Origin of the sequence: Synechococcus sp. OH20 (assembly GCF_047502685.1) — a bacterium.
GTDB lineage: Bacteria > Cyanobacteriota > Cyanobacteriia > Thermostichales > Thermostichaceae > Thermostichus.
This window is the reverse complement of the sequence record NZ_JANSIQ010000013.1, coordinates 1-12,004: the sequence shown is the minus strand read 5'-3', so window position 1 is coordinate 12,004 and position 12,004 is coordinate 1. Positions and strand designations below refer to the sequence as shown.

Annotated in this window: 10 protein-coding genes; 8 read left to right on the top strand and 2 right to left on the bottom strand. The window is 50.2% G+C overall.

Features of this window, described 5'->3' with window-relative positions:
- Positions 1–64: 64 nt before the first annotated feature.
- Positions 65–1,387 carry a TIGR02221 family CRISPR-associated protein gene (csx2, locus tag NW826_RS03475; protein WP_414509452.1) on the bottom strand — a complete coding sequence of 441 codons (1,323 nt, stop codon included), beginning with the start codon at positions 1,385–1,387 and terminating at the stop codon, positions 65–67.
- 175 nt (positions 1,388–1,562) lie between these two features.
- On the opposite strand from csx2, the gene NW826_RS03470 reads away from it, so the two are divergent.
- Together NW826_RS03470 and NW826_RS03465 are read left to right on the top strand one after the other, a co-directional pair.
- Positions 1,563–2,147: a Uma2 family endonuclease gene (locus NW826_RS03470; RefSeq protein WP_414509451.1), complete on the top strand. Its 585-nt coding sequence runs from the start codon at positions 1,563–1,565 to the stop codon at positions 2,145–2,147.
- A 127-nt stretch (positions 2,148–2,274) separates the two neighbouring features.
- Entirely contained in the window at positions 2,275–2,874 is a 600-nt protein-coding gene (locus NW826_RS03465; protein ID WP_414509450.1) for a Uma2 family endonuclease, read from the top strand.
- 90 nt (positions 2,875–2,964) lie between these two features.
- Here NW826_RS03465 and NW826_RS03460 read toward each other — a convergent pair whose 3' ends face one another.
- On the bottom strand, positions 2,965–3,525 hold the full coding sequence (locus NW826_RS03460; RefSeq protein ID WP_414509449.1) for a formylmethanofuran dehydrogenase subunit E family protein: 561 nt from the start codon (positions 3,523–3,525) through the stop codon (positions 2,965–2,967).
- Between the two features lie 331 nt (positions 3,526–3,856).
- Between NW826_RS03460 and cas6 the strand changes: the two genes are divergently transcribed.
- The 6 genes from cas6 to cas1 all read left to right on the top strand — a co-directional run bounded on the left by cas6 (position 3,857) and on the right by cas1 (position 11,925).
- Positions 3,857–4,534, top strand: a complete 678-nt coding sequence (gene cas6 / locus NW826_RS03455) for a type I-MYXAN CRISPR-associated protein Cas6/Cmx6 (protein ID WP_414509448.1) — start codon at positions 3,857–3,859, stop codon at positions 4,532–4,534.
- 13 nt (positions 4,535–4,547) lie between these two features.
- Positions 4,548–6,956: a CRISPR-associated helicase Cas3' gene (gene cas3 / locus NW826_RS03450; RefSeq protein ID WP_414509447.1), complete on the top strand. Its 2,409-nt coding sequence runs from the start codon at positions 4,548–4,550 to the stop codon at positions 6,954–6,956.
- On the top strand, positions 6,953–8,512 hold the full coding sequence (gene cas8a1 / locus NW826_RS03445) for a type I-MYXAN CRISPR-associated Cas8a1/Cmx1 (protein ID WP_414509446.1): 1,560 nt from the start codon (positions 6,953–6,955) through the stop codon (positions 8,510–8,512). The genes cas3 and cas8a1 overlap by 4 nt, the downstream gene beginning before the upstream one ends.
- An 85-nt stretch (positions 8,513–8,597) precedes the next feature.
- Positions 8,598–9,518 carry a DevR family CRISPR-associated autoregulator gene (locus NW826_RS03440; protein ID WP_414509445.1) on the top strand — a complete coding sequence of 307 codons (921 nt, stop codon included), beginning with the start codon at positions 8,598–8,600 and terminating at the stop codon, positions 9,516–9,518.
- Positions 9,515–10,114 (top strand): type I-MYXAN CRISPR-associated protein Cas5/Cmx5/DevS, encoded by a 600-nt coding sequence (gene cas5 / locus NW826_RS03435; protein ID WP_414509444.1) that lies wholly within the window; start codon positions 9,515–9,517, stop codon positions 10,112–10,114. The genes NW826_RS03440 and cas5 overlap by 4 nt, the downstream gene beginning before the upstream one ends.
- Before the next feature lie 95 nt (positions 10,115–10,209).
- Complete coding sequence (cas1, locus tag NW826_RS03430) at positions 10,210–11,925, top strand: type I-MYXAN CRISPR-associated endonuclease Cas1 (RefSeq protein ID WP_414378095.1); 1,716 nt, start codon at positions 10,210–10,212, stop codon at positions 11,923–11,925.
- Positions 11,926–12,004 lie beyond the last annotated feature (79 nt).

The following is a 12,004-nucleotide window of genomic DNA, read 5'->3' as shown; positions in this document are numbered from 1 at the left end:
CCCCTGCCAACTGTTTGACCGAGCTTGAAAACTCAGAACCTGAGGGTGGGCCGATGTCTGTAGCCTACTGAGAAATGGAAGAATCCCCTTCCAATTCCCCTTCTGTCCGGGTCAATTCCGGAAACAGCGCCTCCAGCCTGGGCAGCAGATCCCGCAGCACAAAGCTCTCCAGAGCTTCGCTGGGTAGAGGTTTGGGATTCATCTGCACATGGGCCACGTCGTTGCGGTACTGGCTAAGGCGAGACCAAAGATCAGCAAGCTGCTGGACATCTGGGACATGGGCGGCAATGGGAGGAAGAGACTGAGGCTGCTCTTCTTGCTGGATAAGGGATCCAGTCGCAGGGGGATCTCCCAAGAGCTGCTCTTCCCGCGGGATGAGGGATCCCAACTGGTGTTCAATTCCCTGCCGCGCTTCTCGCCCGCGGTAGTCTTGGATTCCCTCACAGAGGCAAAGGGCAGAAACCACCCACTCCCGGGCCAAGAGAAGGGCTTGGGTGGTGAAGCGCTTTTCCACATACCAGCGCAGCAGTTGAAAGTGCTTTTGAACTTGAGCTCGGCGATCCTCCTTCTGGTCTGCCGGCAGCGCCAGTTGGCTGTAGCTGTCTTGAATGCTTTGCAGCAGCAGGCCAAAGGGCTTGGCAAATTGGCCCACCTCTTCTGCCAACTCCTGGGTAGAGTGCTTTTGCAACCTGGGCAGGTCATCCTCCAAAAGGCTCACCGGCCTCACCAGCTCCAGGCAACGGGAGATGTCGCGGATGGCTTGTCCAAAGCTCTGCAGCCGGGTGGGCCTGGGATCCCCTTTGCCGGGCTTTTGCTGCCGGTAAAAGTCCCGTTGAACCCTGTCCAAAAGCTGCCCCAGCTCCAGGGCTGAGCCGGTACTGATGAACTTGTCGGTGGCCGTCAGCCAGTCCAAAAGCCGAAGGGCGGGGGTGAGATCGATAATGGGGGTTTCTGCCTGACCAGGGCGGTAGAGGCCGTAGTAGAGCCCCTGGATCTCGACATTTTTGGCCTTGCGCAAAAGGGCAGCTCCCAAGAGCACCAGCAGGGGGATGGAGCGAAAGGCGTGGGTGATATCGAAAAACAGCCGGGTGTTGGGCTCGATGCTATCAACCAGCACGTCGAAGATGGCCCAGGTCTCCGCCTCGGTTTTGCCTTCGGGAATGGCCTTGGCCACCTTCTCCACATGGGGCGGTAGATCTTCCTGCAGGCGGCTCCAGTGCTTGGCGCGGGCCTCTTCCGTCAGCAGGAGGATAATTCTGTCAATCTCAAAGAGCTGGCAGAGGGCTTTGGCAACGTAGCAGGTTTTCTCTGCCCGCCGCTCCCCAAAACAATACACCGTCTCGGTGTAATCGCCGGTGCCCAGGGTGGTCAAAAGGGTTTTAGCCATAGGGATCCTCGCGGTTGGGTCTGCAAAGCATCAAAGCACAACCGCCTGCAAGCTACCGCAACCTGGAAGCTCCCCCTTCACGAAAACAAGACGCCTTTTCCCAAGCAGTGAAGGTGGAAGGAGCCCGGGGTTAGCCTAGAAAGCAGTTGGCCTCTAGAACGATGAGGATCTGGGCATGCTCTCGACCGAACAGCTATCGATTTCTCATCAAAAACTCACTCCCGAACAGTTTCTTGCTTTGCCAGAGGAAGATATTACCTACGAGCTGGTCGATGGACAAGCTGTTCCCAAAGATGCGCCGATGTCCCCTCAGAGATTTCATGCCTCTCTGCAGAAGCGATTGCTTTTCATTCTGGATGCGTGGTGTCAGGGCAAGGGAGATGTATATACAGAGCTGGCAATTGTTTTGCAAAGGCAGGGTCAGAAGTGGCTTCCCGTTCCTGATTTGCTCTATGTTTCGTTTGAACGCTGGCCGGAGCAGCAGGTGGAAGACGGCCCTTGTCCAACAGCTCCCGAACTGGTAGTGGAGATTCTTTCTCCTGGCCAGAGTTTTGGGGCTGTACTTCAAAAAGCAGCGGACTATCTAGAGGCCGGGATCCCTCGCGTTTGGATTGTGGATCCGCAGGCCAAGAGCATCACCGTCTTCTACCCCGATGCCCCACCAAAGACCTTTACAGGATCCCAAGCCATCCAAGATGACTTCTTGCCAGGTCTAGCAGTTATCACCCAGGATGTGTTTGCTCAAGCGCGGATCCCTTAGTGGGTGAGCTGAGTTTACAATTGAGTGCGGTTATCTTTGCAGACACCCACTCCAAGAGATTGAGGCAGATCGAGAGAGAATTGGCTTGAGCAAGAACTTGGCTATTCTCAACAAGGAGGGCTCTCTTGTGACGGCAACTACAGAGTTGTTGACTTCAGATCAAAAACTTACTCCCGAACAATTTCTTGCCCTGCCAGAGAAAGATATTACCTACGAGCTGGTCGATGGACAAGCTGTTCCCAAATATGAACCCATGTCGCCAAAGCGCTTCCACGCTCGTCTCCAGCCCATCCTGTGGCGAATCCTTGAGGACTGGTGCTCCGCTGCTGAGTGTCCCAAGCCGGGATCCGCTCATACTGAATGGGCAATTGTCCTAACCCGACATGCGGAGCCCTGGATCCCGATCCCGGATATCACCTACATCTCCAATGAGCGATTGCCAATTGAGGCCATGGCCGATGAGCCTTGTTCCGCCATTCCCGAGCTGGTGGTTGAGATTCTTTCTCCAGGTCAGAGTTTTGGGGCTGTGGTTCAAAAAGCAGCAGATTACCTGCAGGCCGGGATCCTGCGCGTTTGGATTGTGGATCCGCAGGCCAAGAGCATCACCGTCTTCTACCCCGATGCCCCGCCGCAGACATTTGCAGGATCCCAGGCCATCCAAGACGATTGCTTGCCGGGCTTGAAGGTTGTTCCCCAGGATGTGTTTGCCCAAGCGCGGATCCCTTAGTGGGTTTAGTGCAAATAGCGTGAAACAGCCTGCTAGTTTATCTCCAGGCCATTGACAAATGCTGAAGGGATCCCAAAACAAGATTTCCTGCTAAGGGCTAATCGTGAAGCGGAAGAGCTTCTCATCGGCCAGTTGGAGAACTTCCTGGCCTGCAGCCGCCAGTTGTTCCGGGGGCAAATTCCGGTATTTGGCGATAAACTCAGGCAAAACTTGAAACTCCACCCGCTTGCCGGTCTCTCGGTGGATCACCACACTGCGCATCTTGTCCAGGGAGCCAACTTCCACCAGCTTCAAGTTCAGTTTGCCCAAACTGGCTCCTGTTGCAGCGTGCAAGCCATCCACAATACACACAAACGGGATCTCCGGCGGCGACTCGTGAATAACCTCCACCAAAAAACGGTTCCTAGAAGTGTGGGGAGTTGGATCCATTAAGCCTAGCTCCTCCAGAGCGCGCGTCCCCATGCGATAGCCGATCACTGCCCAAGGGCCGGCTCCGCCATGGATTTCTGTTACTCTCTGAACTGCTATCGCCGTCGAGTCACTTCCAGAAAAAGAACTCGGATGAGCTGTTGCTGGTGCTCCCAAAGCTAGCTGAAGCGCGATCAGTAGAAGAGAAAACGGCTGCGGCTTGGCAACGAAGAACAAGTTCATAGGCAGTGCAGTGGGGAGACATGAAAAGCAGAAAGATGCTAAGCCATCCTAAGCCCTGCCCCTTGAGCCTGCCTATGCAGGGGCGGGGGATCCAACAGCCTTCTGAGAACTATTCCCAGAACTGACTCACAGATGCAGTGAGCCGAGAACGATGATATTGTCGAAGGTAAGCCTCCGGGCGTTGAGCACCCTTAAATGGCCGTTGTGGTCAGAAGTGCTTTGCTGGTGGCAGCAGGCTCTAACACCCCTGACTGCCCTATCCACTGATCGCCTTAGGGCGCTGTCTATCACTTGACAAGGGATAAGAGCCCCCAGTAACCTCCTTTCTGGGATGCCTTACACTGCAGTTGTATGCGGAGCCAGACCAATGACTGCTGAGGCTTCACCACCTGACTCAACAGACTTCCTTACCCTCGTAGTAGACTTGTGCCTGCCTGTACGAGGAGCCACGCTCCCGGCAGATCATGGATACGGCTTATTGGCGGCACTGTGTCACCGAGTGCCGATGTTGCATCGGAATCCCTGCGTCAGTATTTTGACAACAGCAGGGATCAGAGATAGACAAGGCAAAATCCTACTAACTCCACACTCCCACATTAGGATTCGACTACCTATCGAGGCAGTGGCGGAGGTGTACAAGCTAGCCGGTAAACAATTGAAGATTGGATCTCATGAGGTACAGCTAGGGATCCCTAAGATTTTTACTCTCAAACCAAGTACTTCCCTGAAAGCTCGAATCGTTACGATCAAGGGCTACACTGAGCCGGATACATTTGCCCAAGCTGCTCAGGCTCAGCTAGAGAAGCTAAAGATTTCAGGCCAGGTAACAGTACTGCAAGATAAAACCGGAAAGCCTCTGCGTAAAACCTTAAGAATCAAGGGGCATACAATCATAGGTTTCTCAACATTGGTAGAGAACTTACAAGAGGAAGATTCAATTCGTCTACAGCAAGTAGGCCTAGGTGGCCGACGGCGCATGGGCTGCGGGTTCTTTCTACCATACAAGTAAGGAGAGATCTACAATGTTTAAGTTTTTACTGGCAAAATCTCTGGAGAAACGGGATCCCAGCCGCCAATCCGAAGAAGAGTACGCTCAAGCAAAAGGCGCTGCTAAGCTTACAGGCCATGTCACGGCTGTATTATCAGCGGCTGAAGTTCTTTCAGAGCATCTAGGAGAGACTATTCAGCAGCAGTTGAGGTTGAAGGACGCAAGTCGTCTGAAATCTATTGTTAAGCTGGGATCTTATTTACATGATTGGGGCAAGGCAAACCAACATTTCCAAGAGATGATTTATCTCAAGTCATCAATTTTAGACGCCGAATCAAAAGCAAGACTTGAGAAGGCTTGGAGAGCTCACAATAAGCAACAACTTATTCGACATGAATTTTTAAGCGGCATACTCGCCTTACAGGTTAGCCCATTTCGGGAGTGGCTACGGAAAGCATTTACCGAAGAGGAGCTACTCTTGGCTACTTGGGCAGCAATCGGACATCATCTCAAGGCAGGAGTGGATTCACAGGGCAAGGAATCACACAAAATTACAGAGTTACCGGATGGCACAGGAGCTGAGGTTCGTATTTACACTGACCATCGGGATTTTCAATCCATATTGAGACTGGGATCCCAGAAACTTGGACTGCCAGAAGAGATTCCAGATGTACCTTCGGCAAATTGGAAAAAAGAACAGCTAGAAGAGCATTTACATACCTTGGCAAATCAGTTCCGAGACTTTGCCAAGAGTCTAAGCTCAGATCAGCGGGCATTGGTGGCGGCGGCTAAAGCCACAGTCATCGCTGCAGATCTGGCAGGATCGATCTTGCCATCAGAGGGAGAAAACCTACAGGATTGGATCTCTAATACCCTGAGTTTGGTTCTTCAGGAAAGCGAACTAGAGCAACTGGTTACCCAGAAACTAGGAGGAAATTCTCTACGACCCTTCCAAGAGCAAATTGCTAATACCCGCTGTCGGGTAACACTGGTAAAAGCAGGCTGTGGTACGGGGAAAACCTTAGGAGCCTATGCTTGGGCAAAAAAGTGGGCAGTGGGAAAGCGGCTGTTTTTTGGCTACCCTACCACTGGAACAGCTACTCAGGGCTACCTAGACTATGCCGAGGGATCCCCAATAGAAAAAATGCTGATGCACTCGCGGGCAGACTTAGATCGAGAAATGCTGCTAACCGGAGAGGGCGAAAAAGATGAGGCAACTTCATCTCGTCTGGCTGCGCTGCAAGCATGGCGAAAGAAATTAATTATCTGCACCGTGGATTCCATTTTAGGTTTAATGCAAAACAATAGAAGGTCACTGTTTTCATGGCCAGTTCTAGCTCAATCTGCCTTTGTTTTTGATGAAGTGCATGCCTATGACAATCAATTGTTCGGCGCTTTACTGAGATTCTTACGGACTTTTCGAGGTGCACCTGTCCTCTTGATGAGCGCTAGCTTTACCCCAGGACAGCTCCAGGCAATTAAGCGAGTGATGGATGAGTTGGGTGAACCTATAGAGGATCCCGTTGAAGGACCGCGAGAGCTAGAAGAACTGAAGCGCTATCAAATACAAGCAGAAGGTGACCCCACCCACTCTAAGCTCATTTGGCCGGAAGTCATCAAGGCAGTTCAGGAGAGGCAAAAGGTTCTATGGGTAACTAATTCAGTGTCCAGTTGTATTGATATTTATCAAGTTGCCAAGGAAAAACTAAAAGATATAAAAGCCAAAGTTTTAATTTACCACAGTCGCTTTCGCTACAAAGATAGACTCACCAAGCATGAGCAGGTCATCAACGCTTTTAGTCAGCCAGAACCTGTTCTTGCTGTCACTACGCAAGTCTGTGAAATGTCCTTAGATTTAAGTGCAGATTTACTTGTCTCTGCCATGGCTCCAGCAACGGCTTTGGTTCAGCGATTGGGTCGGCTAAATCGAAGAATGAAAAGCGAAAAAGAAGAACCTTGTACAGCTCTCCTCTACAGATGGGATAAAAGCTCTCCCTATACTGCAGAAGAACTAGAAAGCGGGCAAAAACTAGTTAATGAGGTTAAATACAGAGGACTAGAGCGCGTTTCACAGCGGGATTTAGCTAGCATTCTTTCTCAGCTCAGCCAAAAAGAGCCCGTTGAAGTAAAATCGGCCTGCCTTGATCAAGATTGGTGCACTTACCCAAGCTTCCTACGCAAAAGTGGACACACAATAACGGTGCTTCTAGCAGAGGATCAGGAGTTTATTTGGGAAGCTGCTAAAGGTCGGCAGGAAAAAGCTTTGGCCAAGGGGCAAAAGCTATCGAAGATGCAAGCTTTTCTGCAAGAGGCTCAAGCCTGGGCAATTCCGATTCGGATTCCAGATCAAGAGATAGAGTGGTGGAATTGGCAGCGACGTGGATTTTATTTCGTCACAGAGCCTGGATACATCAGCTATAGCGAGGAATCTGGCACGCCATGACTGAGCTAAAGCTACACATAGGACATCCTGGGTTGACACTGCTGCATCGAGCAGGTCTGGCTGGGCTGTGGATGACTCTTAAGCAGATAGAACAAGAGATTCCACCAGAGAAGCGGCCGGGGTTCCTAACTTGGGAACTGACACCTCGACAAGTCCAACTGTTCTGGCAGGGAAATGACTTTGAGGTCATTGACTGGCTGCTTAAAGAGTCTTTTCAGCTTAACAATGGACTTATCGCACTGCGAGGGATTGATAGTAAGTCAATGCGGAAAGACTCACAGGTAATCATTCACCAGGGGATCTTGGGAACATTTTTACAACATAACAAAACTCGCAAAATTCTTGGTGAGCAAACTGAATCTCTAGAGATCGATGAGAACTACCCACCCATCATTATCAAGTACAAAGCTTTAGAAAGCTATGTCCATCAGGAATTTGCCAAAAATCTATGCGATAAAGACGGTAATTGGCTTAGGCAGCCAATTAGCATTGCTGGCTGGCTTAATCCAGGTGCCGTTGTGCGACATAATGCGTTTCCCTCAGATACAAGCTTTGAAGAGTCTCCAGAGATGGCCTTTATACTCCTCTACGCTCCTGTTTCTTCCTTCTACTACATTCTTCGGTCACGGCTGAAGGATCAAAAAGCTCAATATGCTCTGGTGGTTCCTGAGATTACCGATATGGAGGTCTATGCAGGCTATCGGCAAGATCCTCGGCTCCGTTATGCAAGTTATCGAGATTTACATGCTGCCGGTTTGGGAGATGCTGGGCTTAAGTTTCTGACATATCAAGAGGTTACAGAATCTTCTCGAGGATTTAAGGTAACTCGATGTCAGGTTCTTACTCTAGGTTCTGTCCCCTGGTCGAGCCAACAAAAGTCTCGCACAGATCTATTTACTGTAGAAGCAAAGTATCATGCCTGCAAAAACTACCAGATCTGCAAAGCGGTACTACCAGATCGAGTTATCCTTAAGACAAAAGCGGAGGAAGGAAGCTTTATCGCAACAAGCTTTGCTCGTGAGATGATTGCTGAAAATCTGGCAAGAGATCATCCTTGGTATGCCGGGTTTTCAGGTTGGGTTAACAGTAACGAGCGGTTCCAACAACTGTGCTACGAACGCAGAGGTTTAAGTGAGATGGTCATGAGAGCAGACATGGATGATAGAGAACGCTGGTTTGTCCAGACCTGCCATGAGGCTATTCGCTTTACCTATGGTCGTTTATATCAGAAGGCTCAAGATCGAGGAGAGCAGACTAACTTTGATAGGGAAAACGTACGTATTCGCACTGGATTAGCTCGATGTAAAAATGCAGAAAGCTTCCGTGAGTTTATTACTAACTTTTGGGCAAAAGCTGGGATAATACCAACGCTTCAAGAGCACTGGGATGATTTGATGGACTTAGTTATGGATCCCAAAGAGTGGAGAAAAGCACGGGATCTGGCTCTTCTGGCGTTAGCAAGCTACAAAGGTAAGGAGCGTCAGGAAGAAACTCAAGATGAGCCCGATGAGGACGGTACTGACTTGATTGCTCCTGCCGAATTAGAAGAGGACTAAGACTATAATCTTCAAAGTAGAAGCTTGTGAGCCAGACAAAAAATCAACGTAGCAGTAACTTAGCAACCTAGTTTGGAGAAAAACCATGACTTTTCACCTGTTCGGCAACATTTTGACCAACTATGGTACCGCTGCAAACAATCGCGGCGAGAGTGAGGGCAATATTACTACCCTGCAAAAGATTCTCTGGAAAAATGAAGTGCATACTACTGTTTCTGCTGAAGCAATTCGCTGGGCATTGCGTTACTACTGGCAAACATCAGGAAGCGGTTGCAAGGTCAACCGACGCTGGAATGATGAAACTAACGACAACGAGTGGGAAGAGCCTAATTTTGATCCTGATCTGTACATTGATGATGATGTTTTAGGCTTTATGCGCGCGGAGGGAGCTAAAGTAGATGCCTCAGACGAAAGCTCATCTAAAGGAAAGGGGAAAAAGCCGGCCAAAGGCACTACCACTGCTAGGCGCGGTGTTTTAGAGGTAACTCGGGCAATCTCCACCCGACCGTACAGTGGCGATATAACCTTCAATGCAAGAAGCGGTCAGAAGGGATCCACTTCTCTCTACGGAACAGAAGTGCATGCCACTCGCTATCAATACGGTTTTGCAATGACCCCTGCTCGACTTCAGCGGCAAGAGCGAGTAGTTGAAGTAGTGAGGGGACTGGTTTCGTTAGGGGAGGTAGCCGGCAATCACTCCCGCTTTCTCTACGATTTTTCACCAGATAGCATAGTCTTGCGCTGGACGCACGACTTTTCGCCCCGCCTGCTCTACTGTTTTGAAGAAAACTCTGAGGGAGAAATAAGCATGCCAGACTTGGTGCGTCGAGTACAAGTAGGAGATATAGATCCTCAAGAGCTATGGCTAGCAGGAGCTGCTGCCGAAACTGAGGATGGGGAGAAGCTAGCTGAATTAGGTGCTCATGTAAGTCCGGGCATTAAGTCAACGGTTGACGACCTAATTGCCATAATTCAAAGTCAAATTTCTTCTAGGGAGGCAGCATGATTCAGCTTCAGGTTGAGGTACCTATTGCTTGCTTTCGTCAATCTTGGGCCAGGGAGTTTGCCGAAACCTATCCGGTGCCGCCACCTGCTACTGTTTATGGGATGCTGCTTTCCTTGCTGGGAGAGTGGGATCGGCGTCGCTATTGTGGTGCTCAACTGGCAATCGCCCTACTGAGCCAACCTCAACTTTCTACGGTAATCCGCACCTTTCGTCGCTTTAAAAGCAAAGACATTCGGGATCCGGCCAACGCCCGTCCTGACTATCAGCAATTACTCACTGACGTGCAGATTGCAGTGCTGGTTAAAGGATCCCTTGCTCATGATTTGGAAAGAGCCTTTGAGAATCCCGAATCGATTAACCGATCCGGAGGACTGAGCTTGGGGGAGAGCCGTGACCTTGTTAACTCGATAACGCCAATTCCAGTAGTTCCCAAGCAGAGTCGATGGCTAATTCGAGATGAGGACGGGATCCTCACTTTGCCGTATTGGGTCGATCACGTAGGAGCCCGTGGCACCCGCTGGCAAAGGTACTTGCTCCAAACTCTTGAGAGTGAGGAGATACCTGAACTGGCCTGGACAGAAATTCGGCCAGATTAGCTGCTGTCTGCTGTCATCCTTGCACATGTATGCGAGAACGGGCAGTGCTTTGAGACTAGATTTTGCCTCTATCTGAGGAGAAGGTTTTTTCAGTATTGTTGAGGTTTTCTCATATTCTTCATGTTGTTTATGTTTTGGAGCTTTGGATTATGCCGCTATCGTTGGCTGATTTCTCTGTACAGATAGATTCAGATTTGATTCGTGTTTCAGCGTTGCATGCATTGGCCTACTGCCCACGATTATTTTACCTAGAAGAAGTTGAGGAGCTCTACAGTGAAAACGCAGCTATTTTTGCTGGTCGGCGGCTACATACAGAGCTAGAAAAGCAAGAGGGGGAAGATTGGGAGGATCTATTTCTAGAAAGCGAGGATCTGGGTTTGCGGGGACGGGTAGATGCCCTGCGTACTCGCGACGGTCAGATTATTCCTTATGAGCATAAAAGGGGTCGGGCAGCCCGGGATCCGGACAACCAGCCCCAAGCCTGGGAAAGCGACCGGCTGCAGATCTTGGCCTATGCCTATCTGATGGAAACTGTCCTGGGGATCCCAATCCCTGAAGGACGAATTCGATACCACGGCGACAATGTGCTAGTGCGCGTTCCCCTCGATGATGCCGGGCGCCAAGCTGTGCGTCAGGCAATCGAGCAAGCAAGGTTGCTGCGCCAATCCCATCTCCGTCCCCCAATTACTGACAACGAGCGACTCTGCGCAGGCTGCTCTCTGGCCCCTGTGTGCTTACCTGAAGAAGCGCGGCTAGCTCATGATAGAGAATGGCAGCCTATTCGCCTCTTCCCGGAAGACGATGAACGGCAGTGTGTCCACATTCTAGAGCCGGGGGCGCGGGTAGGGCGCAGCGGATTCCGTCTTAAAGTAAGCTACCGAAACCAAAACGAAGAGTTTATCTCTGCTCAGCAAACCGGGCAAATTGTGCTGCACGGTTTTTCTCAAATCTCAACTCAGGCCATTTATTTCTGTGCTGAGCAAGGCATTGGGATTCACCTAATCTCTGGGGGTGGACGCTACGTTGGTAGCCTAGATCCCCGGCACGGAAGCATCCAACGCCGGATCCGACAGTACCAGGCCCTGAGCGATCCTCAAATGTGCTTGAAGTTAGCTCGGAAGCTGGTTGCGTGTCGAGGTCAAAGTCAGCGTAAGTTCTTGATGCGGCTGGGATCTGCTCGTCCACCAGAGGTAGAGCAAGCCATTGACCAAATGAGGCGAGTACTCAAGCAAGTTGATCGAGCAGAGTCATTATCAAGCTTGCTGGGTTTGGAAGGAAATCTATCGGCACTTTACTTTGCCGCTTTGCCCTATGTGCTATCAGATAAGGTGCCAGAGGAGATGCGATTTTCAGGCCGAAACCGAAGGCCCCCTAAGGATCGCTTTAATGCTCTACTGGGATTTGGATATGCCCTTTTGCTTAAAGACGTCATGAACGCTATTTTGACGGTAGGCCTAGAGCCTGCTCTCGGTTTCTATCACCAGCCTCGCTCTCAAGCACCCCCTCTAGCTCTCGACTTGATGGAAATCTTTCGCGTGCCTCTTGTGGATATGCCAATCGTAGCTTCAGTGAATCGTAAACAATGGGATCCAGAAGCAGACTTCATCATACGAGGACAACAAGTTTGGCTTAGCGAAGAAGGGCGGAAAAAGATGATTCAAATTTACGAAGATCGCAAGCAGGAAAAGTGGAAGCATCCAGTCACTAACTATTCCTTAACCTATCGTCGTTTGTTAGAGCTAGAGGTTCGCCTTTTAGAAAAAGAATGGAATGGAGAGGGTGACTTATTTGGAAACTTGGTTGTGAGGTAAACCATGGCTGAATATAAAGTTTGCTACTTACAGCCTGTTAATTTAAAATAGGGTACAGGTTTCAAGAGGAAGGAGAGAA

Bases quoted from the DNA above. Each gene is read 5' to 3' on its own strand.
- cas5 (WP_414509444.1), top strand. From the start codon at position 9,515: ATGATTCAGCTTCAGGTTGAGGTACCTATTGCTTGCTTTCGTCAATCT.
- csx2 (WP_414509452.1), bottom strand. From the start codon at position 1,387: ATGGCTAAAACCCTTTTGACCACCCTGGGCACCGGCGATTACACCGAG.
- NW826_RS03440 (WP_414509445.1), top strand. From the start codon at position 8,598: ATGACTTTTCACCTGTTCGGCAACATTTTGACCAACTATGGTACCGCT.
- NW826_RS03460 (WP_414509449.1), bottom strand. From the start codon at position 3,525: ATGAACTTGTTCTTCGTTGCCAAGCCGCAGCCGTTTTCTCTTCTACTG.
- NW826_RS03470 (WP_414509451.1), top strand. From the start codon at position 1,563: ATGCTCTCGACCGAACAGCTATCGATTTCTCATCAAAAACTCACTCCC.
- cas6 (WP_414509448.1), top strand. From the start codon at position 3,857: ATGCCTTACACTGCAGTTGTATGCGGAGCCAGACCAATGACTGCTGAG.
- cas3 (WP_414509447.1), top strand. From the start codon at position 4,548: ATGTTTAAGTTTTTACTGGCAAAATCTCTGGAGAAACGGGATCCCAGC.
- cas8a1 (WP_414509446.1), top strand. From the start codon at position 6,953: ATGACTGAGCTAAAGCTACACATAGGACATCCTGGGTTGACACTGCTG.